The 22,388-nt window shown below is 35.4% G+C and carries 26 protein-coding genes; 11 read left to right on the forward strand and 15 right to left on the reverse strand.

Going from position 1 to position 22,388, the window contains the following annotated elements; translation table 11 throughout:
• Window positions 1-51: 51 nt before the first annotated feature.
• The 6 genes from KIK00_RS13815 (at window position 52) to trpS (ending at window position 3,562) form a co-directional block, all read left to right on the forward strand.
• On the forward strand, window positions 52-432 hold the full coding sequence (locus tag KIK00_RS13815; protein ID WP_002983772.1) for a TraR/DksA C4-type zinc finger protein: 381 nt from the start codon (window positions 52-54) through the stop codon (window positions 430-432).
• A 78-nt stretch (window positions 433-510) separates the two neighbouring features.
• Window positions 511-756, forward strand: coding sequence for a DUF6576 domain-containing protein (locus tag KIK00_RS13820; protein ID WP_047377377.1), 246 nt, complete (start codon window positions 511-513; stop codon window positions 754-756).
• A 16-nt stretch (window positions 757-772) separates the two neighbouring features.
• Entirely contained in the window at window positions 773-967 is a 195-nt protein-coding gene (locus tag KIK00_RS13825) for a DUF2683 family protein (RefSeq protein WP_255812958.1), read from the forward strand.
• Window positions 967-1,608, forward strand: a complete 642-nt coding sequence (locus tag KIK00_RS13830) for a lipoprotein signal peptidase (protein WP_255812960.1) — start codon at window positions 967-969, stop codon at window positions 1,606-1,608. The genes KIK00_RS13825 and KIK00_RS13830 overlap by 1 nt, the downstream gene beginning before the upstream one ends.
• Before the next feature lie 15 nt (window positions 1,609-1,623).
• A complete protein-coding gene (locus tag KIK00_RS13835; RefSeq protein ID WP_255812962.1) occupies window positions 1,624-2,268 on the forward strand; it encodes a vancomycin high temperature exclusion protein in 645 nt (214 codons plus the stop codon).
• 325 nt (window positions 2,269-2,593) lie between these two features.
• A complete protein-coding gene (gene trpS / locus KIK00_RS13840) occupies window positions 2,594-3,562 on the forward strand; it encodes a tryptophan--tRNA ligase (RefSeq protein ID WP_255812964.1) in 969 nt (322 codons plus the stop codon).
• Between the two features lie 79 nt (window positions 3,563-3,641).
• On the opposite strand, the gene KIK00_RS13845 is transcribed toward trpS, so the two are convergent.
• The 9 genes from KIK00_RS13845 to KIK00_RS13885 form a co-directional block, all read right to left on the reverse strand.
• Window positions 3,642-4,928, reverse strand: a complete 1,287-nt coding sequence (locus KIK00_RS13845; RefSeq protein WP_255812966.1) for a HAMP domain-containing sensor histidine kinase — start codon at window positions 4,926-4,928, stop codon at window positions 3,642-3,644.
• Entirely contained in the window at window positions 4,928-5,599 is a 672-nt protein-coding gene (locus KIK00_RS13850; protein WP_255812968.1) for a response regulator transcription factor, read from the reverse strand. The genes KIK00_RS13845 and KIK00_RS13850 overlap by 1 nt, the downstream gene beginning before the upstream one ends.
• 206 nt (window positions 5,600-5,805) lie before the next feature.
• A complete protein-coding gene (locus KIK00_RS13855) occupies window positions 5,806-6,012 on the reverse strand; it encodes a hypothetical protein (protein WP_255812970.1) in 207 nt (68 codons plus the stop codon).
• 34 nt (window positions 6,013-6,046) lie between these two features.
• Window positions 6,047-6,496 carry a PepSY-like domain-containing protein gene (locus KIK00_RS13860; RefSeq protein WP_255812971.1) on the reverse strand — a complete coding sequence of 150 codons (450 nt, stop codon included), beginning with the start codon at window positions 6,494-6,496 and terminating at the stop codon, window positions 6,047-6,049.
• A gap of 224 nt (window positions 6,497-6,720) precedes the next feature.
• Window positions 6,721-7,416 (reverse strand): YjjG family noncanonical pyrimidine nucleotidase, encoded by a 696-nt coding sequence (locus KIK00_RS13865; protein ID WP_255812973.1) that lies wholly within the window; start codon window positions 7,414-7,416, stop codon window positions 6,721-6,723.
• Between the two features lie 202 nt (window positions 7,417-7,618).
• Window positions 7,619-8,209 carry an RNA polymerase sigma factor gene (locus KIK00_RS13870; protein WP_047377368.1) on the reverse strand — a complete coding sequence of 197 codons (591 nt, stop codon included), beginning with the start codon at window positions 8,207-8,209 and terminating at the stop codon, window positions 7,619-7,621.
• Between the two features lie 195 nt (window positions 8,210-8,404).
• Window positions 8,405-8,896: a hypothetical protein gene (locus KIK00_RS13875; protein ID WP_255812974.1), complete on the reverse strand. Its 492-nt coding sequence runs from the start codon at window positions 8,894-8,896 to the stop codon at window positions 8,405-8,407.
• Window positions 8,897-8,980: 84 nt separating this feature from the next.
• Entirely contained in the window at window positions 8,981-10,261 is a 1,281-nt protein-coding gene (gene metK, locus KIK00_RS13880) for a methionine adenosyltransferase (protein ID WP_255812975.1), read from the reverse strand.
• Between the two features lie 240 nt (window positions 10,262-10,501).
• Window positions 10,502-11,452: a LysR substrate-binding domain-containing protein gene (locus tag KIK00_RS13885; protein ID WP_047377365.1), complete on the reverse strand. Its 951-nt coding sequence runs from the start codon at window positions 11,450-11,452 to the stop codon at window positions 10,502-10,504.
• Window positions 11,453-11,586: 134 nt separating this feature from the next.
• Here KIK00_RS13885 and KIK00_RS13890 point away from each other — a divergent pair, with 134 nt between their 5' ends.
• From KIK00_RS13890 to KIK00_RS13910, 5 genes are all read left to right on the forward strand, one after another.
• Window positions 11,587-13,074: a catalase gene (locus tag KIK00_RS13890; RefSeq protein WP_255812976.1), complete on the forward strand. Its 1,488-nt coding sequence runs from the start codon at window positions 11,587-11,589 to the stop codon at window positions 13,072-13,074.
• Window positions 13,075-13,179: 105 nt separating this feature from the next.
• Window positions 13,180-13,947, forward strand: coding sequence for an enoyl-CoA hydratase-related protein (locus KIK00_RS13895; protein WP_255812978.1), 768 nt, complete (start codon window positions 13,180-13,182; stop codon window positions 13,945-13,947).
• 52 nt (window positions 13,948-13,999) lie between these two features.
• Complete coding sequence (locus KIK00_RS13900; protein ID WP_034692520.1) at window positions 14,000-14,422, forward strand: dCMP deaminase family protein; 423 nt, start codon at window positions 14,000-14,002, stop codon at window positions 14,420-14,422.
• 6 nt (window positions 14,423-14,428) lie between these two features.
• Entirely contained in the window at window positions 14,429-15,343 is a 915-nt protein-coding gene (gene xerD / locus KIK00_RS13905; protein WP_255812979.1) for a site-specific tyrosine recombinase XerD, read from the forward strand.
• Window positions 15,340-15,852, forward strand: coding sequence for an NUDIX domain-containing protein (locus tag KIK00_RS13910; RefSeq protein ID WP_255812980.1), 513 nt, complete (start codon window positions 15,340-15,342; stop codon window positions 15,850-15,852). Before xerD ends, KIK00_RS13910 begins: the two co-directional genes overlap by 4 nt.
• 105 nt (window positions 15,853-15,957) lie before the next feature.
• On the opposite strand, the gene KIK00_RS13915 is transcribed toward KIK00_RS13910, so the two are convergent.
• From KIK00_RS13915 to KIK00_RS13940, 6 genes are all read right to left on the reverse strand, one after another.
• On the reverse strand, window positions 15,958-16,416 hold the full coding sequence (locus tag KIK00_RS13915; protein WP_255812981.1) for a heme-binding domain-containing protein: 459 nt from the start codon (window positions 16,414-16,416) through the stop codon (window positions 15,958-15,960).
• Window positions 16,417-16,420: 4 nt separating this feature from the next.
• Entirely contained in the window at window positions 16,421-18,220 is a 1,800-nt protein-coding gene (locus KIK00_RS13920; protein ID WP_255812982.1) for an Ig-like domain-containing protein, read from the reverse strand.
• A 25-nt stretch (window positions 18,221-18,245) separates the two neighbouring features.
• Entirely contained in the window at window positions 18,246-19,508 is a 1,263-nt protein-coding gene (locus tag KIK00_RS13925) for a serine hydrolase (protein WP_255812983.1), read from the reverse strand.
• Between the two features lie 335 nt (window positions 19,509-19,843).
• Entirely contained in the window at window positions 19,844-20,773 is a 930-nt protein-coding gene (locus tag KIK00_RS13930) for a 2-hydroxyacid dehydrogenase (protein ID WP_255812984.1), read from the reverse strand.
• 163 nt (window positions 20,774-20,936) lie between these two features.
• Entirely contained in the window at window positions 20,937-21,479 is a 543-nt protein-coding gene (locus tag KIK00_RS13935) for an acyl-CoA thioesterase (protein WP_105702355.1), read from the reverse strand.
• Window positions 21,467-22,219, reverse strand: a complete 753-nt coding sequence (locus KIK00_RS13940) for a hypothetical protein (RefSeq protein ID WP_255812985.1) — start codon at window positions 22,217-22,219, stop codon at window positions 21,467-21,469. Before KIK00_RS13940 ends, KIK00_RS13935 begins: the two co-directional genes overlap by 13 nt.
• Window positions 22,220-22,388: the final 169 nt, after the last annotated feature.

A 22,388-nucleotide genomic window follows, 5' to 3' on the forward strand; every position in this document is an offset into this window, starting at 1 on the left:
TTATTATATTTCAAATTCCATTTCATAATTTTATTAAAAAAGAGAACGAATATGTCAGACGAAAGAGTTAGATACAGCGATGCTGATTTACAGGAATTTAAAGCGATCATCAAAGAAAAAATAGAAAAAGCAGAAAAAGATCTTCAGCTTATCAGAGAAAGTTTCATCAACGACCAGAATAACGGAACTGATGATACCTCTCCTACTTTCAAAGCTTTTGAGGAAGGAGCAGAAACATTAAGCAAAGAGCAAAACTCTATTTTGGCAGGAAGACAGGAAAAATTCGTGCGTGACCTTAAAAATGCTTTGATCAGAATCGAAAACAAAACGTATGGTGTTTGCAGAGTAACAGGAAAACTGATTCCTAAGGAAAGACTTTTAGCCGTTCCTCATGCTACGCTGAGCATTGAAGCGAAAAATATGCAAAAATAACCGTAAGGTTTGTAAAATACTATTGGGTTTATATCGTATTCACGGATACTTTATAAACCTAATTTTTAATGTATACCCATGAGCGAATTATTAATTTTAGGATTTATTATCGCAATAATTCTACTGTTTTTCAACAGAGAATGGATCAAAAACAGATTCTTCCCTGATCAGCAGAAAAACTATACTATTGATGATCAATTCAATTCTGATAAACGCGAGCGGGAGAAAGAGATCGACAGACTTTTAAGCAAAATGGGCAAAAACGGAATCAATGATTTGTCTGAAAAAGATAGAAAACGACTCGACGAATTGTCCAAAATGTAAAAATTAAATATAAGAAATGGAATCTATTATAGTACATCCAAAAAATTCAATGGAGCTTAGTGCACTGAAAAGTGTACTGAAAGAAATGAACATTAAATTTGAAAAAGCTCATGTTAAAAGTTCGTATAACGGACAGAAAGTGGTTAAGAAAGCAAGCGATAATAACAATATAAAACCTGCTGCAAAACCGTCAAAACCTAAAGGACAGTAATGAAAAAGATATTAGCGATAACATTTTTAGTGTTGTTAATTGACCAGGCTTCAAAAATTTACATCAAAACTCATTTTGAACTGAATGAAAGCATTCCTGTGATAAACGGTTTCTTTAACAAAACTTTTGTTGAAAACCCGGGAATGGCCTATGGATTTCATTTTGGCGGAATCATCGGAAAATACTTTCTGGTAATCCTAAGAGTTTTCCTGATCGGAGGAATGGTATATATGTTTAAAAAATGGTTAAAAGACGGAGCTTCCAATTATCTTTTGATTCCAATGGCTATCATTTTCGCCGGAGCAATCGGAAATCTTATTGACGGAATGTTTTACGGAATGATCTTCGATACCGGAACAGTATATGATGCCAGTACCGACCGATGGATTGGATATGGAGGCATCTCTAAGCTTGTTCCTTTCGGACATGGATATTCTACCTTTATGAAAGGCTGTGTGGTAGATATGCTTCACTTCCCGGTAGTAGACTGGTACGTTCCCGAAAGCTGGCCTTTAATAGGAGGAAAACATATTGAGTTCTTCAAATATATTTTCAATGTTGCCGATTCTGCTATCACAATAGGTGCGGCTTTCCTTCTAATCTTCAGAAAAAAAGCATTCCCAAATGGGCTTGAGTTTTAAAAGATGTATTTTCGGATGAAAAAAATAATCAAAAATATTTTTAAAATTTTCCTGCTTCTTCTGGTTGCAGGAATTATTTTTATTGCCTGGGCGAATTACAGCATCAAAAAGGACAGCGAATCATTTGTATCTTACAATATCGCTGATGTACCGGAAGCCAAAACAGGACTGTTACTGGGAACCGGAAAACTTCTGGCCAACGGAACCCCAAATGCGTATTTCTACAACAGAATTAAGGCTGCAAGCGATTTATACAAAAGCGGAAAAGTACAATATATCATTGTAAGTGGCGACAACAGTACCAAAGACTATAATGAACCTGAAGATATGCAGCTGGCGTTGATGCAGGAAGGAGTTCCACAGGATAAAATTATTTTAGACCATGCCGGGTTTAGAACGCTGGATTCTGTGGTAAGAGCAAAAGATATTTTCAGCCAGACAAAGCTGATCATTATTTCTCAGAAATTCCACAATGAAAGAGCCGTTTTCCTGGCCAGAAAAAATGGAATGGAAGCCTTTGGATATAATGCTGCTGATGTAAATAAATATGCAGGGTTAAAAACCAACATTAGAGAATATGCTGCCAAAGCAAAAGCTTACTGGGATCTTCTTTTTGGGGTAGAGCCTAAATTTGGAGGAGAGAAGATTGTGATTCCTTAATCTTTTTTAACCACAGATTACGCAGATTTTCACAGATGATTGGGTTGAACATGCTAGATTTTTGTGGATTGATAGGTTTTGGCTAAAGCTATTGAACGAGTTCTTAATTTAAAGCTGGCCAGGCTAAAGCTCCTATTGAATTTTAAATGACAACATCTTTTAATCTTTTAATCTTTTAATCTTTTAATCTTTTAATCTTTTAATCTTTTAATCTTTTAATCTTTTAATCTTTTAATCTTTTAATCTTTTAATCTTTTACACCATTATTCCCGTCAAACCTCGTAAATTTGCTATTCATTAATTTTTAAATATAAATTTTAAACAAATGTCAAGAATTCTTACCGGCATTCAAGCCACCGGAACACCCCATCTTGGAAATTTATTGGGGGCAATTATTCCTGCTATTGAACTATCCAAGCAGGAAGGAAATGAATCATTTTTATTTATTGCGAATCTTCACACGCTTACCCAGATTAAAGATGCGCAGACGTTAAGACAAAATACCTACGAGATTGCTGCGGCTTGGCTTGCTTGTGGATTGGATACTGAAAAAACATATTTCTACAGACAAAGTGATATCGCTGAAACCTGTGAACTTTCTTGGCATTTATCATGTTTTTTTCCTTATCAAAGATTAACATTGGCCCATTCATTCAAGGATAAAGCTGACAGACTTCAGGATGTAAATGCGGGTCTCTTTACTTATCCTATTTTGATGGCTGCAGATATTTTACTGTATGATGCTGAAATTGTCCCTGTAGGAAAAGACCAGCTTCAGCACCTGGAATTTGCCAGAGATGTTGCCTCAAGATTCAACAATCAGATGGGTGAAATTCTTGTGCTGCCACAGTCTGAACTTCAGGAAGACACCAAATATGTTCCTGGAACAGACGGTCAGAAAATGTCAAAATCAAGAGGAAATATCATCAATATTTTCTTACCTGAAAAGGAACTTAAAAAGCAGGTAATGAGTATTGAATCGGATTCAAAATCTTTAGAAGAGCCTAAGGATCCTGAAACAGATAAAACATTCCAGATTTATCAACTTGTTGCTACACCTGAACAGACTGAAGAATTAAGAGCAAAATATCTTGCCGGAAACTTCGGATACGGACATGCTAAGAAAGAATTACTGGATCTTATTCTGGTACGTTTTGAGAAGGAAAGAGAAACGTTCAATTATTATATGAACAATCTTGACGAGCTGGAAGCAAAACTACAGCAAGGCGCTGAGAAAACCAGACCTATCGCACTGGAAACTCTTAAAAGAGTAAGAACAAGCTTAGGATTTTAATTCCGAGTTTTAAACATAAGAAAGCCTTTCGTTTGAAAGGCTTTTTCTATTGATATAAATTGATATAAAATATTACTTTTTAACGGGCATTATTCTTTGTCAGAATAAAGTAATGCATCTGATCTCCAAATTCATAGACAATATCCCAGCCTGGGTATTGTTTTATAATGGTTTTAATGATAGACAGTCCCAAGCCTGTGGATGTATGATCTGATCCCTGTTTATAGAAACGGTTAAAAATTCTTGATTTATCTAAAGGTACAGATGTTCCGCTATTTTGGAATGTGATCCTGTTATTTTCAACGATAATATTTAAGGTTCCTTCTTCATTATTATATTTAACAGCATTTTTAAGAAGATTGGATAACAGAATATCTGCCAGATCCTGATTAAAATCTGCCATAAATTGCCCTTTCTCAATAATATTGACCTCTACTTTTTTAAATGTAATGAAATCTTCATAATTCTGAACCAATTGAGCAATCATCCCATTAAAATTAACATCTGAAGTTTTATTAAATTGGCTGTTCTCAATTTTGGAAAGCATGAGTAAGGATTTATTTAACCCTACCATTCTTCTCAGATCATTCTTCACTTCAGTAAGAAAGGTAAGATTCTTTTTATCAAGATCATCATTCTGAACCATGAGATCAATCTTATTGATCACAATAGCCAAAGGAGTCTGAAGCTCATGAGAAGCATTTTCAATAAACTGTTTCTGCTGATAAAAAACAAGCTCGTTACGTTCAATCATTTCATTGATTTCCACATTCAATTCTTCAAACTCGGTGATTTTATAAGTCTGCTTTTCCTGCGAAAAAGGGATTCCAAACTGATATTTTTTAAGTTTATCCAAAATCAGATAGAAAGGCCTCATTGCTTTATTCAACAGATATCCGTTGATTACAACAATACTTATGACCAAAAGGAGATAAAGCACAATCAAGGCTGTCGTAAGATCGTATATCAATTCATCTTCTTCTACGGTGGAAGTTCTTATGATAAGCCGTTGATTCATTTTGAACTGATCAATAAAGTCTGCCTCAAGAACCCTGTAAGGCTGGTCTTTATCATCATATTCCATGTAGTACATCTTGTTGTAAAGCCTGCTTTTGTTTTGATATTCTTCAGCTTTGATTGGGTTGATTTTAAATTCATTGAATCCAAAATCATTATTATTCAAAAGCTGAGGATTAAGATAAACAGCTTTGATGATCTGTATTTTCCGGTTCCTCAATCCATCATCTACATTATCATGTACTTCATCCAGAATGTAGGCATAAAACAATCCTGCCCAAACTGCAATAATAAATAGCAGGATTATGATCAGGTATTTTATGGTATAATATTTTAAAGAGACTTTCATCAGATGAATTTATATCCTATTCCGTACACAGCCTGGAAATCGGCTTCTGCATTGAGTGTTTTTAATTTTTTACGAAGATTTTTGATTTGGGAATAAATAAAATCCAGACTGTCTGCCTGATCTATATAATCTCCCCAAATGGCTTCTGCCAGAGTTGTCTTTTGCAGGGTTTTTTCCGGATGGATAACAAAATAATACAAAAGATCATATTCTTTACGGTTGAGAACCAGCTCCTCATCTCCTATTTTTACTGTTCTGTTCTCCGGATCAATACTTATATTTTTGTAACGGATAATATTTTCGCCATCCTGATTTTTTCTTCTGATCACAGATTTGATTCTCGCCATCAGCTCCGCAAGGTGGAAAGGTTTTGCAAGATAATCATCAGCTCCAATTTCCAGTCCGGTTACCTTATCATCTACTGAATCTTTAGCAGAAAGGATGATTACGGGATCTTTCTTGTGCATTTTTTTTATTTCTTTCAGCAGATCTATTCCGTTTCCGTCAGGCAGCATAATATCCAGCAAAATACAGTCATATTCGTAAGAAATAATTTTCTCCAGCCCGCCGCTGTAATTTTCTGCATATTCCACAATGAAATGCTCTGCTTCAAGAAATTTCTGGACTGTATCTTTCAGTTCGGGTTCATCTTCTACTATTAAAATCTTCATACCTCTGGGTCTATATGCTCTGCTGCATGATTAACTAATATCAAATATAGGAAATTATAAGGAGGGAAGCCGGAGATAGAAATTCACATCCGAAAGTCTAAGAAAACAGGATCAGTATAAGTGTTATATGATATATCACCGATAAGATATCTATAAAATGGAAATACTCTCTGCCCTCTTCCCTCAGGTGCTTTTTCATGAATAATCTAATTTGATTTCACATTGCAGCCTTCTGCATCAAAAACAAGACATTTACCGTTCATCAAATGGATTTTATAGGCATTATATTTTCTTTCGATGGAATGGATTACGCTGCAAGGATGATTCCTTGTCATAAATGAGACCATATTCTTTCTAATCTGGGCAGAAGAGATCTTTCTTCCGTTACTGTTTATTAAATTCCAGTTAACCATATTATTAAAATTTAGTGTTTATATTAGTTGTGAATTAATCATCAATTCTTTTAAAATTTCCGTTACTGTCAAATTCAAGCTCCAATCCGTTGGAAAGCTCTGCTTTATAAGACCATCTTTTCTTTTCGATCTTGATGATGTAGGTGTTGGGAAAGTTCTTTGTACTGTAATTTCTGATGGATACCGGAATAAAACCATACGGAAGCTTCTGATGCTTTCCATCCACTTCTTTCCAGTTTCCATTGCTGTCAAACTCCATTTTCATTCCATTAGTCAGATATACTTTATATTCGTCTACTCCATAGATTTCTCTGTCTTCTATGGCTGAGTTTACAGGGATTCCTTTAAAATGGGCAGCAAGAAAGTTTTTAGCTGTTTTAGGTAGCTGATTAGCATTGATCGCTCTGTCCTGTGCCGAAATTAAGCCTCCTATTAATAAAAACATAATCATCAATACTCCTGTGATTTTCTTTACATTTTTCATAACATTTAATTTTTCTGTCATTATTATGGAGCAAAGTTCCAAATCAATTTGGGAAAGAATTGGGAAAAATTATTTCGTTAAAAAATAAATAGGGTAAAGTTTAAATTTGACCACAGATTTTCGGAGATGATAACAGATGTTTACGTTGATTTTTAGAAAAGTATTAAAAACAGAAAAGCCACTAAGTAAAACTTAATGGCTTTTTATTAGATTTTATGATCTTATTATAGATATTCTTTAATCTGCTGAAGATGGGTAATGGCTTTTAATCCTTCCTTCTGCCTGTCTTCTTTATAGACATCGAAGAAAATAGCATCCATCCCGAAATCTGTTGCTCCCATGGCATCAGCAATCCAGTCATCCCCAATCAGAATACTTTCTTCTTTTCTGGCCTCAGAAAGCCCTAAGGAGTATTCAAAAATTCTGGGATTGGGTTTTCTTACTCCTACAGCATCTGCACTGGTAATCGTTTTAAAATAAGGTGCAATTCCGGACAGGGTACATTTTCTTTCTGTTACTTCCTGAAATCCATTGGAAATAATGTGTAATGTATAATTCTTAGCTTTCAGATATTCTAAAACATCTTCAGCTCCTTCTACCAATTCATTATGACTCACGATATTATCAAGGAAGTTTTCTTCAAAATAAAGAGCAAGTTCTTTATTATCTACTCCAAAATGTTTAAATGAATCATAAAAACGGTGTTCTCTCAAGTACTCTTTGCCAATAATCCCATCTCTGATCTTTTCCCATAAATCTTCATTGATATCATGGTAAACAGAGTGAAATTCCTCAAAATCAATATGATACTTTGAAGTAATTTCCTGTTTTTCAAAAAGTTCTTTGATGGTAAGATAGGCATTTCTGCGGTGATCCCAGAGTGTATTATCCAGGTCAAAAAAAACGTGCTGCATTTTCATACAGCACAAAGTTAATAATTTTAATTTTTCGAGATAGGATAATTTTTGCTCTTGCTTTTCACAATTTCAAGGCTTTTAGAAAAATTCAGCAAAAAATCAATGGTTTGTTTCTTAGGTTTCAAAGTTTTCACTTTTAAGGAGTCATTTTTTTTCATAAGCGAAGTATGTTTTCCTTAAAACGTGAAATTTCCCGAAATATTATTTATCTGGTTAATATTATATTATTTTCATCCATGATTTTTCTCAGGTTTATGAGCGCATACCGTACTCTTCCAAGGGTAGTATTAATGCTCATATCCGTATGATCTGCAATTTCCTTGAAGCTAAGCCCGTCAAAAAATCTCAGTTTGATTACTTCTTGCTGATTTTGTGGTAAAAACTGCAGCATCCTTAAAAGATCCTCCTGTATTTGATTCGTCACAAGCTGATCTTCAATATTTTCAGAAGGCTCTCTGATCAAATCAAAAATAGAATATTCATCGGTTTCAAAAGTAGTTTCCGAAACTTTTATATTCTTTGCTTTTGATCTGAAATGATCGATGATTAAATTGTGGGAAATTCTTTTTGCCCAAAGGATAAATTTACCTTCTTCGTTATAGCGCCCTTCTTTCAACATAACAATAATTTTCATGAATGTATCCTGAAAGATATCATTAGCTAAATCTTCATCATTAATTTTGTAAAAAATGAATGTAAACAGTTCTCTCTGATGTCGATGAATAAGGGTTGACAACGCACCCTCGTCTCCTTTCTGGTAAAGGGAAATTAGTAAACTATCCGATTTTGATTTCATAACTCTTCTCAATATAAATATTTGCAGACAAGCATTCTACCAGATATTTCTTCTGGCCTTTGCTGTATAAACAAAACAGTTCTAGAGTAGAGTCTCTTCTATAGGCGGTAGTACAATTATTATGATGTAAATATAATAATTTTTTAATAACTGTTAACCTATTATTAAATTTTATAGAGAAAAATCTAAAAAAAATCATTTAAACATGTCATGAATAAAGACTGTAGGGATATTTAATGTAAAATTAATATTTAGACCTTTCATCTCTTTTCCGTTCAATCGGGTGTCTCCTATAGGAAAAGCATAGCCTCCGGTAAGGTCCAGCATCCCAAACAAGGTGACTCCTATCTTAGGGGCAATGTATTTATTGGTTCCTTCTACTCCTGCCAAAAAGTAATAAGAGTGATAGAAGTCCACATTTTTTTCAAAATTAAGAAGAACATCCGCCTGCAGCTTTGGCATGATAGCAAATTTGGAGTCCGCTACTCCCATCAGTGCAGATCCTCCCAATCTGTAAATCACATCATCATTTTTGAGAAAAAGTAATTTCCCTCCTATTTCACCAAAACTTTGATTCTGATAAGTATACCCTACAGTAATCATTTTATGCATGGTATATTGTGCCTTTGCTAATGTACTTAGCAAAAACAGGGACAGGACAGCAACTACAGCTCGAAAATTCATCATCTTTCTATATTATTAAGGTGTAAAATTAAAAAAAACTGCCTTATCCAAAGATAAAGCAGTTCATTTATTATTCTTTAAGGGAAATTAAATTCCAAAAGCGGCTTTAATTTCCTCTACTTTGTCTAGTTTCTCCCAAGTAAAGAACTCTAGCCCTTTCAATGTAAGCTCATTTTTATGCCCTTTATTGAACGTTTTATCAGCTATATAGTGCTCTTTACCCATATGTCCGTAAGAAGCTGTTTCCTGATAGACCGGATTTCTTAATTTTAAGTTCTGCTCGATAGCATAAGGTCTTAAATCAAAAATCTCAGAAACTTTTTTCGCGATATCACCATCATGAAGGTCTACTTTTGCAGTCCCGTAAGTATTGATGTATAAACCACAAGGCTCAGCTACTCCAATAGCATAAGAAACCTGTACTAAAACTTCATCAGCTACTCCTGCAGCTACTAGGTTTTTAGCAATATGTCTTGTAGCATAAGCAGCACTTCTGTCTACTTTAGAAGGGTCTTTTCCAGAGAAAGCACCACCACCGTGAGCTCCTTTACCACCGTAAGTATCAACGATGATTTTTCTACCTGTAAGACCTGTATCCCCGTGAGGTCCTCCGATTACAAATTTCCCTGTAGGATTGATATGATATTTGATCTGATCGTTGAATAAAGCCTTGATTTCCTCTGTCTGCTGTGCAATAACTCTGGGAACCAGAATGTTTTTAATATCCTCACGGATCTTATTCAGCATTTCCTCTTCAGCTGCAAAATCATCATGCTGAGTAGAAACTACGATAGAATCAATTCTAATTGGTTTGTGGTCATCAGAATACTCAATAGTTACCTGACTCTTTGCATCAGGACGAAGATAAGTGATTTCTTTATTTTCTCTTCTGATTGCAGAAAGTTCTTTTAGAATCGTGTGGGCAAGATCCAATGCAAGAGGCATATAATTAGCCGTTTCATTGGTAGCATATCCAAACATCATTCCCTGATCTCCTGCTCCCTGTGCATTTGCTTTTGCTTCGAAAGACTCATCATTTACAGCTCTGTCAACTCCCTGGTTGATATCAGGTGACTGCTCATGGATAGCAGAGATCACTCCACAAGAATCTCCATTGAACATATATTCTCCTTTTGTATACCCAATTCCGTTGATTACTTCTCTGGCAATGGTCTGTACATCAAGATAAGCATCTGATTTTACTTCTCCTGCCAATACCACCTGTCCGGTAGTTACAAGAGTTTCACATGCTACTTTTGAGTCTTTATCATATGCTAAAAAATGGTCGATTAATGCATCAGAGATTTGATCGGCAATTTTATCCGGATGTCCTTCTGAAACTGATTCAGATGTAAATAAATAAGACATATAATTCTTTTGTTTTTAAAGATTTAAAAAAATTGTATTGAAGAAAAATATGAAATAAAATTGCCCAGAAAAAAAGAATACTGTTTTAGCATATTTTTATAGAGGTTGCAATCAGGTCAAATTTTTCCTCGTAATAAACGTCAGCAAATTTAAGTACTATTTTCGTAATACTCAAAAATTTTGTTTATTAATTATTATTTTATTTAAATTGATGATTTCTATCACTTTAAAGCATTTCCATTACTGAGGCTTAATGCTTACAAATTCTTTTGGACTTTCGTGATAATTCAGCTTAAGTTCTAAAGAAGTTTTGATAGAATGTGACAATTCGTCAATAATTTTCTGCTTAAATGTTGGCTTATAATAAATAATACTGATTTCTCGATAAGGGAAAGGTTTTTTGAATCTGAAAACATTTTTCTTCTGTTCTTCTGAAAGCTGACTCAATGCAAGCTCCGGCAGAATACTGATTCCCCCTACTTTATCTACCATGTGTACCAGGGTCTGGATATTGGAAGCCAGGAAATCTAAATTTTTAGGCTTCAATGTATTTTCTTTCAGATGGCAAATGTTTTCAAACTGATTTCTAAGGCAGTTTCCTTCTTCAAGCAGCCATACTTTTTCTACATTCAGATCTTCCGGAATGATGTAAGAATTTTTTTTGTTGGCCTCTGTATTGGAACTGTAAATCATCAGTTCTTCGTTGAATAAGAAATCCTGATAAAACTCATCAGCTGTGTCATATGGCGTTGAGATAATTCCCGCATCCAGCTCTCCGGCTTTTAAAGCTTTAATAATATTATCCGTTGTCATTTCTTTTACATTCATCTGAATCTTTGGATTATCTTCAAGGAATTTGAAAATTTCCGTAGGCAGAATGAAAGAAGAAACAGTAGGAATAATTCCAAGATTAAGAGTTCCTCCTAAAATATTATTCAACAGATTCGCTTTGTTTTTCAGCTCATTGACAGATTCTATAATAACTTTTGCCTGATCAATAATCTGAAGACCTACATCCGTGGTACGAATCGGGTGAGTAGTTCTGTCGAAAACCTTCACATCCAGTTCATCCTCAAATTTCTGTATCATGGCACTTAACGTAGGTTGCGTAATAAAACATGCCTGAGCTGCTTTACCAAAATGTTTATACTTATCAACAGCGATAAGATACTCCAGTTGCTGAATGTTCATTTGATTAATATTATCTATTACAAAGATATAACGTTTTTGTTATTAGCAATTAAAAATTCAAGTAAATTTGATATTCACTACCTTTACACTTCGATTTAGAAAAAGGAAAAAGAATTATTCAAATCTTCAATTATATGGATTCTAAAAAATTAACGTTAAGCAACGGAGCACCTTACTTTGAGCATCAGGATTCACAGACGGTAGGACCAAGAGGCCCTGTATTGCTGCAAGACTTTATTCTTCAGGAAAATCTTGCCCATTTCGTTAGGGAAAGAATTCCTGAAAGAATAGTGCACGCTAAAGGAAGCGGAGCATACGGAACCTTTACCGTAACCCATGATATAAGCCAGTACACAAAAGCAAAACTGTTTTCAAAAGTGGGAAACTCATGCAGAATGTTTGCCCGTTTCTCCACTGTGGGAGGAGAAAAAGGAAGTGCAGATACTGCAAGAGACCCTAGAGGTTTTGCTTTAAAATTTTATACAGAAGACGGAAACTGGGATCTTGTAGGAAATAACACTCCGGTATTCTTTATTAAGGATGCAAAAAAATTTCCGGACTTTATCCATACTCAAAAAAGACTTCCAAAAACCAATTTAAAAAGTGCCACAATGATGTGGGATTTCTGGAGTTTAAATCCTGAATCACTTCATCAGGTTCTTATATTAATGTCAGACAGAGGAACACCTTACGGATACAGACATATGCATGGATTTGGGTCTCATACTTTCTCTATGATCAATGATAAAAATGAAAGAGTATGGGTAAAATTCCACTTCAAAACAAAACAAGGGGTAAAAAACTTCACCAATGAAGAAGCGGTAAAAATGGCCGGAGAAAACCCGGATTTTGCGCAGGAAGATCTTTGCAACGCTATCGAAAATGGAGAGTTCCCAAAATGGACTATGTACATTCAGGTGATGACAGAGGAGCAGGCAAAAGATTTCAGATGGAACCCGTTTGATGTAACAAAAGTATGGTTCCACGATGATTTCCCTCTGATTGAGGTAGGAGAAATGGAGCTGAATGAAGTTCCTGTTAATTATTTTGCCCATGTTGAGCAGTCAACATTTTCACCAAGCAGCCTGATCAACGGAATCAGCTTTTCACCGGACAAAATGCTGCAGGGAAGGTTATTCTCTTATCCTGATGCACACCGTTACAGAGTAGGCGTCAATGCACATCAACTGGAGGTGAACAGATGTCCTTTTGCTGTCAACAACTACCAGAGAGACGGCTATATGGCAGATTCAAGCTACTATCAGGACAAACCGAATTACCATCCGAACAGCTTTGATGATATCAAGGTAGATTCTGATTATAAAAGCTTTGAGTATGAATTAGATAGTGCTCACGTTGCCAGTTACAACAGAAATGATAACGACAGTGATCACTATACTCAACCGGGACTTTTGTATTCAAAAGCAATGAATGCGGACGACAGGGATCATTTGATCAAAAATATTGTAGGCAGCATGAATGGTATCACCGGACCGAAAAAAGACGAGATTATCAACCGACAGTTATGTCACTTTTTCCGTGCTAACATTGAGCTTGGCATGAAAGTGGCATCTCAACTAAACGTCAATATTGATGCAAATATGATGAATCATTCCAAATAATCATATTGAATGATAAATTAAAAAAAAGGAAAAAAAAATAATATTTTTTCCTTTTTTTTGTAAAAAATTCATAATTTGCAAAGGATGATATTTTAAAGTGGAAAAATGAGTTACGAGAACATATTATTAAAAAAAGAAGATAAATTATCTATCATTACCATAAACAGACCTGAAAGTTTAAATGCTTTAAATGCAAAAACAATTCAGGAAATCAGTACCGCACTGGATGAGCTTAACGCTGATACTTCCTGCAGAGTAATTATCCTTACCGGAAGTGGAGAAAAATCTTTTGTAGCGGGAGCTGATATCAAGGAATTCAGCGACTTCGGACAGGAAAGAGCGGAAGAACTTGCAAGAAACGGACAAAATATATTGTTCAACAAAATTGAAAACATGTCTAAACCTGTCATTGCAGCCGTAAACGGTTTTGCATTAGGAGGAGGTTTGGAGCTTGCCATGGCATGCCACATCAGATACGCATCGGAAAACGCCAGATTAGGACTTCCTGAGGTAACTCTTGGATTAATCCCGGGATACGGAGGAACTCAAAGGCTTCCAAAGCTTGTAGGAAAAGGTATTGCCAATGAAATGATCTTCTCTGCCAAAATGATCGCTGCTCAAAAAGCAAAAGAGATCGGGCTGGTAAATGAAGTATACCCTATTGAAGAATTATTAACCAAAACGAAAGAATTAGCAAACACTATTGCCTACAATTCACCAATGGCAATATCAAAGGCTATAAATGCCGTGAATTTATCTGACACGGAGAAAGGTTTTGAAACTGAAATCAAATATTTCGGGGAACTTTTTGAAATGGAAGATAAGAAAGAAGGAGTTACTGCGTTTCTAGAGAAGAGAAAGCCGAACTTCTAAACTTTCTAAAAGATTTTAATCCAAATTATTTCGAAAAAAACAATGCTGTGGTATGAATAAGTTTGATAAAGCTTATCTAAAAATGGCTCAGGAATGGGCAAAACTCTCCTACTGTAAGAGAAAACAGGTGGGAGCTCTTATCGTAAAAGATAGGATGATTATTTCAGATGGTTACAACGGGACTCCTTCGGGATTCGAAAACTGCTGTGAAGATGGAGAAGGAAAAACACACTGGTACGTATTGCATGCTGAAGCCAACGCTATATTAAAGCTGGCCGCTTCTACTCAATCTGCAAAGGGAGCAACGTTATATCTGACGCTTTCTCCTTGTAAAGAATGCAGTAAACTGATTCTGCAGGCAGGAATTACGAGACTGGTGTATATTAATGAGTATTCGGATGACGATGGAATATCGTTCCTAAGAAACCATAACATTGAAATAGAACAAATATCGGACTGTGAACTAAAAAAATAAGCACAAATGACTTGGGATGAAAAGATCAAAGATTTTGAAATATTTCTTCGTTTCGAAAGAAATTTTTCAGAAAACACGCTCGACGCCTACGTTCGGGACATTAAGAAATTAAAAGATTACGCACAAGAGGATCTGGAAAATGTCGGTCCAGACTCTATCGGTTACGAAAACCTGCAGGAATACATTTTCAATCTTTCCAAACAGAAATTCAGTGAGAGATCACAGGCAAGGTGGATATCTTCCATCAAAGCTTTTTTCAAATTTCTACTTGAAGATGAATATCGTGAAGACAATCCTGCTGCGTTACTTGAAGGCCCTAAACTGGGATTATACCTACCTGATACTTTAAGCCTGCCTGATATCAACAAAATTATCGCTGCTATTGAGGTCAATACAGATCTTGGAAAAAGAAACCACTGCATCATAGAGGTACTATATGGGTGTGGACTTCGCGTTTCTGAACTGATTGATCTGAAGATCTCCAATATCAACTTTAAAGAGCAATATATCAAGGTAAATGGAAAAGGAAACAAAACCCGTTTTGTTCCTTTGGCCGACTATACCGCTGATTTGCTGGAAACTTATATCAAAGAGGTACGTTCTAAAGGTAAGATCAATAAGAAATATGAAGATACTCTGTTTTTGAACAGCCGTGGGACCTCTATGTCCAGAGTAATCGTATTTCTTATCATTAAAGAACTTACAGATAAAGCAGGGGTTAACAAAAAAATATCTCCACACACCTTCAGACATTCATTTGCTACGCATTTACTGCAGAATGGAGCAGATCTCCGCTATATTCAGGAAATGCTGGGACACTCCAGTATTACCACAACGGAAATCTATACACATCTGAAAACAGAAGAATTAAGGGATGTTATTTTGAGTTATCACCCGAGAAATATTAATATTGCTCAATGAAACTATTGAAATATTGCCCAAGCTGTGGCAAAGAGTCCTTACACTGGGACGGTGAAAAGAAATGGAGCTGTCCGGAATGTGGTTTTACTTTGTATAATAATGTGGCAGGTGCCGTGGCGGTTGTCATAAGATGTGGTAACGAAATTTACCTTACCCGAAGAAACAGAGATCCTAAAAAAGGAAAACTCGATCTTGCCGGAGGATTCGTTGACCCTAAAGAAAGTGCAGAGGAAACCTGTAAAAGAGAACTTTTTGAAGAACTTCAGCTTGACATCGATATTTCTAACCTGAAATACCTTACCAGCCTCCCTAATATCTATCAATACAAGGAAATCGATTACAATACCATCGATCTCTTTTATGAGTATAATGTTTCGGAAAAGTTTGAGGTAAATCTTGAACTCACAGAGATCTCAGAAGCGGTATGGATTCCTTTACAGGAGCTAGACCTTGAAGATATTGCTTTTGATTCTCAGAAGAGATTTTTTGAGAGCTATTTAAAGAAATAATTTTTGTAATATATTCTCTCGCAGATTTTGCAGATCCAGCAGATGATTGTGTTTTTACAATCTGCTCAATTTGCAAAATCTGCGAGAGTTTTTTTGTTATAAAATTTAATAGGTTTTAGCCTTAAGCATTTCTTCAAAATACTGAATCAGCAATGCTCTTTCTGCTTCTGAAAGATTGGCCTCTTTATGATAGACAATATAGCCCGGCATTGGCATTGCCTTGCTTTGGATAGTCTGAATAGATTTAGTAATCATATTCTCCTTCAAATCCTTATTATACGTTTCCCAGGTAGAAAAGTTAAGGTGTTCTCTGCCTTCATTTACATGGCTTTTTACAGACCATGATACAGGTGCAATAAAAGCATATTTCGGATAAACTGTTTCATTGGAATGGCAGTCATAACATGCATTTTTAAGCAGTGTTCCAATCTTTTCGGGTGTTTTCCTTGCATCAACGAAATTCGTTGCAAAATCAACCGGTTTATTGGTCCTGTCAATAGGAAAAAACTGAATCAGGGCAAAACCCACCAATATCCAAAATATGATTTTCTTAGCCATTTTCATCTGCTTACTTTGCCGGAGTTAAAACAGCATTACCGGATTTAAATTCTTTTTTCAGCGGTGCCTTCGTTGTCGTAGGTGTTACAGGCTGTGGAGTTTCTGATACCGGAATAGAGGTTGATGTTGGTGCCGAAGCTCCTGATGCTGATTTAGGGCTATCGAGTGTTCTGGTATCCTTCAGATCCCAATCTTCTCTTGTTTCCCACAATCCTCTTACGATCACTTTTTTATGGAAGATATATGCATCTTCAGCAAATACATCATTAGCGAAATCTGCTTCATCCCAGTATTTATTTCCGTTATTATCTACCAGAATTCTTACAATATATTCTGCAGGTCTCAATATATCAAACTTTACTTTGTCACCTTTTATATATTTCTGATAGGCAATTTTGTCCGAAGAATCTATCAGCTGAATCCAATAATTTGCTTCCGGAGCATTTGAAATAGAGAACTCAACACTTCCAAACTGATCTATTTTAGCAACATCAAAGTCGAAACGCTTTGATTGGCTATTTTTTGTATAGAATGAAGATACGGTTTCCTTAGGAACAGTAAGTTCATAGCTTTTTCCCATCACAAAATCCGATTGAACATGGATCTGATAAGGATTTGTTTCTGAAATTTTAGCTGTGAATGGTATAGTTGTTAAACTGTCGCCTTTGATTTTTAATGTCCATTTTGAAGGATCAATTTTATCTACAATATAGTTTGATGCAAGCTTTAAATCTGCTTTTGGAGCGATTGAAGTTCCATCATTATCGCTCACGACATCCATCGCATTCTTCTTATTATATCTGTAAAATAAAGAAACGCTGTAGGCACTATCTTTTTTCGGACCTTTATTATGAGTAAACGTGAGTTTTTCATTCGCTGTCTGCCCCACATCATCTTTTACTGCATCAAACCAAATTCTGACAGAGTCGGATTTTGGGTTATGCGTTATTTTGATATCTTTTATTTTCTCATTCAGTGACTGAACTTTTACGTCATCAGGATTTCCTTCAAATGTCATCAAAGCTCCTCCTGCGATTTCTTTCATTTCCACATATTTCACTGCTTTTTTGGAAGGATATACTTTTAAATTCAATCCTGAAATAGATTTCTCTACATTTACAGGATCCTTCTGAAACCCAACCTTTTCTTTTCCCGGGTCATACATAGAATTTCCGTTCTCGTCGTCAAAAGCAATAATTTTATATTTTCCAGGGGTAAGATAATTCAGTTCATAATACCCATCTTCATCTACCTTGGTGATATAGTAAGGTTTTTTCTTATAATCCATTGTATCTTTTACCTGATACAATCCAACCACAAGCTTATTTTCTGTTGTTGTTCCCGTTTTCTTTTTAATATCCATTGCATCTTTTACCTCACCACTGATGTAAAGATCATCCAGTTTGTCTCCCGTAGAAAAAGCAAAATTAAAATACCTCAGTATATTCGACTCGTTATTATCTACAATAGAATTTCCGAAATTGAAATTATAAGTTGTATTGGCCTGAAGAGTATCCGTCCATTGGATCAGCACAAACTTGTTGGCTATATTTGAAGGAAGAATCCTCGTTATCCCTTTAATAGGAGGTGAAATAATCAGGTTTTTATTGATATCCTTCAATGTCACATATTCATCAAAATCCAGACGGAGCTCGTGAATATCTTTTTTGACGTTAATTCTTGTAGTATCAATGTTTGAACTTAAAAACCTTGGCGCTAGAGTATCTTTAGGCCCTCCAACAGGAGATCCCACTCTTGCACATGAATGTACAAGAAAACAGATAACAAATAATAAAAGAAACCTTTTCATGAAAATGTTTAAGCAAAAATAAACATTATTCTCCAAAAACTTCCTGTCCGGAATTTAAAGTATCTTTATTGTCATGCATAACGGTGTGCAGCTTCTCCTTCTGTAAAGGAAAATCCTCGAATAATCCGGATAATGCAAGGGCTGTATATACTTTGTTTGAATATTTGTTTCCGATAGCCACGATGGTAACTTTAGATTTTAAAAGGTGGGCAAATACAGAGTTTGTACCATGCCACCATCCATTATGATACGTCAGCTTTTCACCATTATCAAAAATTTTCATCCTGAATCCTAAACCATAGTTATTCATTCCTGCCTTTTCATTACTGTAAGGAGTGAAAACCATTTGCATCAGTTCTGGTTTCAGAAAGTTTTTCGAAAACATTGCTTTTGAGAAATTGTACAAATCTCTTGGGGTAGTGTACACATTTTTGTCACCATAAATAAGATCCAGTCTGTCTAAAGGATACAATTTATTTCCCCCATAATAAAAAGACTGTGAAGCTGTTGGAATATCTTTTTCCTGGAAGATGTAAGTATTATTCATTTTCAACGGAGTGAAAACCATTTCTTTCATCGCCTGCGGGAAAGGAGTTTTTGTTACTTTTTCAACCAATAAAGCCAATAAAGCAAAGTTGGTATTACAGTACATAAATCCTGTATCGGTATCTCTTGCCAGATCAGGTTTGTATTTAATAATCATATTCAATACATCCTGGTTCGTAATAAACGGTTTGGAAAGTTCTGCCGGTACAGGCTGTATTTTAGGAATAAAATATTCGTATTTCGGAAGACCGCTTCTTTGATCCAATAAAGTCTGAACGGTAACATTCGGATATGGAAATCCCGGAAAAAATTGGGTAAGATGGTCTGTAAGTTTTATTTTTCCTGCCTCAATAAGTTTCATCATTGCCATTGCTGTTAATGTTTTTGAAACCGAAGCTACATGTAAAGGTGTATTTTTATCAATCGGCATCTGATTGCCTTCTCTTCCAAAACCTCTGTAGTTTTCGTAAAGAATCTCATCTCCTTTAGCAACTAAAATTCCACCGCTAAGATCTCCTCCATCCCATATTTTTTTGTAATACTGATCTATATAACTTACTGTTGTCTGCCTGTTCAGAAGCTGTCCATCACCTTTAGTGAAAATGTCCCCAAGATCTACGTTTCCATAGTTAGGAAGATTGGTTGCATTCTCTGCTGAAGCTTCTGTGGCTTCAGACTTTTTTTTACAAGAAAATATTGATAAAAGAACAGTTAGGATAAGTACAAAATTACGCTTCGTCATGAGATTCAAAATGAGCGGCAATTTAATAAAACTCAAAAATAAATAATAAATAAGATAGGCATATTATGAATTATTTAACATAAATGAGAGTGAAAATCGCGAATAGATAAAATAGCCAAGATGACCAGAAGCAAAAATTTGTTTTCTAAACAGGAAGACCCTTTTTTCTGTGGAGAAAATCATTTCTAAGATTTCTTCAATTGTTATTGGTGTCCAAATCATGATTACAGAGTTTCTTACTTGTTTAAAAATCAATATAAAATTGAAAATATACGAAAAAGCGAATTTACTTTTTGTAAATCCGCCTTTAGCTTTTATTTTCTTCGTTTATTAGCTTAACAATGTGAAGCTACAATTTTATCCACAATAAACTGGGCCAGTTTTTCTTTACTCTGATGCGTCCATCCGGCAATATGTGGTGTTACAATCGCTTTTTCGGATTCAAGAAGGTATTTTAGATTTTCATTTTCTGCTTCAATATTTTCGAAAGAAGACTTTTCATATTCCAATACATCAAGACAGGTGCCTTTTACTTTTCCTGATTTCAATCCTTCTACTAAACTTTTAGTTTTCACATTTTTTCCTCTTGCCGTATTGACAAAATAGAAGTCATTTTTCATCTCTGCAATGAAATTTTCGTCAATAAGATAATGAGTTTCTGAAGTCAAAGGAATATGTAAACTTAAAACCTCTGCAGACTGCTTCAGCTCTTCCAGTGAAACCTGTGTTGCATATTCATCCGAAAGATCAGGGAGTATATCATGGAAGATCACTTTACATCCGAATCCTGAAAGCCTTTTAGCAGTTGCCTTCCCCATATTTCCATATCCGATAAGCCCCACAGTTTTTCCCAGCAATTCATCTCCTCTGTTTTCTTCACGCTTCCAGATCCCGTTTTTCACTTCCTGAGAAGCAATAAAAAGTCTGTTCATGATCACAAGCAGCATTCCTACCACATGCTCTGCTACAGAATCTCTGTTTCCTTCCGGAGAATTGATCAGTTGGATTCCCAGCTTTTCAGCAACAGGAATGTCTATATTTTCCATTCCGGCACCTACTCTTGCAATAAATTTCAGGTTCTTACCTTTTTCCAGAAAGTTTTGGTCTAAAGGAATACGGCTTCTGATAATAATCCCGTCGTAATTTCCAATTTTATCACAAACCTCATCATAAGACGATGTAAAATCCTCTTCCAGTATAAAGTTTTTAGCAATCAACTGTTCTGTGATAAGAGGATGGTTTTTATCTAAAAGAAGTATTTTCATTTTTTATTTAATGGTTTTAGAGATAGGAGCATATTCCTAAGATTACTGTTTTTATTCTACCGCAAAGTTCGCAAATTTCTGAAAAAACAAATGCTTTTAAGCTCGCAAAGGCGTTAGCACTCAGCAAAGTTTAAAAGCATTTTTATTGATAAAGTATATAACTCTATTTTTTGTCTTTCTTAGATTCCTGCGGTTCCTGGAAGAGTTTTTTAAGTTCTACAGATTCCAAAGGTTTCATTCTTCCGGAAAGAATTAATGAAAGTTCTTTTCTACGGAATGCAGCTGCAAATCTTTCTTTCTCTTCATCTGTTTCCGGGATCATTTCCGGAATAGGAATCGGACGGTTGAATTCATCTACAGCAACGAAGGTATAAATACCTGCATTGGTGTGAATTTTCTTCTGATTGATTGGGTCATCCAACCATACATCCACATATACTTCCATAGAAGTAGAGAATGCTCTGGAAACTTTAGATTCCAATACCACTACTCCGCCTTCCGGAATCGGGTGATTGAAAGATACGTGGTTTACAGAAGCTGTTACCACTCTTCTTTCGCAGTGTCTTGCTGCAGAAATAGACGCACAACGGTCCATTTTCGCTAAAAGTTCACCTCCAAAAAGATTTCTTAAAGAATTGGTTTCGTTCGGAAGAACGATATTGGTCATAATGGTCAGAGATTCTGACGCTTTTTTTATTTTTGCCATCTAGTCTTAGTGTTGTTTGGAACGGCCGGAGCTGGTTTTACTCCTTTTCCGGCAGGTTTTGCTAATGAATCTTTTTTCAAAGAATCTGAAACGGATGTTTTCGGGGTATGTACCATCACCTTAGTTGTATCTTTTACAATTCTGTGGGTAGAGGTCTGTACAGAAACCTTATTGAAAGACTTCTTACCAAAAAGAAGCTCCTGCTGGGTAAATGCAAGGTATAAAATCCCCAAAACCGGAATAATCAAAAGAAAAACCCAGAGAATAGTCTTTCTGAATTTAAAATCTTTTTCGCGATTGACTGAAGGACTAACCTTTTCTCCGTTATTGATATCTGAAAATCTGATCTCTTCCAGTCCATAAAAGTCCGGACGTCCTGATTCTATTCTTTTTCCTTTGAAATGGGTATGTCCTTCTTCAATGAAGACTGTTCCAAGGTTTTGAATTTCAAGAACCTGTTCGGCCTGAAGTTTCTTCTTCCAAAAATCTGTCTGGATCTTCAGATCACTTCTTGAAGCTTCTAAAGACATCTGTTTCTGTCCTGCAATAAAAGCAGTAAGATCTTCAGCCTGTACTTCGTAGTCTATTGTAAATTCAATCTGACTGGCCGGAGGTAAGATGCTCCCGTTTTCGGAATTGATAATTGCCTTAGAATTTTTCAGTGAAAACACCCCAAAGCCTGGAACCGTGGCAGTTCCAAATTGTTTTAAGTATTCTAAAATGTATGCTGAAATATTCATTTGGCAGCAAATTTATAACTTTTTCATGACTTTTTAAGATATTTAACCTATATAAAAAAAGACCGCCGAAACAGTCTTTTGATTATTCTGTATCAAAACAGGAATACAGGTATTTAAACTTCTTTTTTTAAGCTTAACAATTATAATGAAATGAGTAAAAGAGCAGATT

Source organism: Chryseobacterium sp. MA9 (genome assembly GCF_024399315.1).
GTDB lineage: Bacteria > Bacteroidota > Bacteroidia > Flavobacteriales > Weeksellaceae > Chryseobacterium.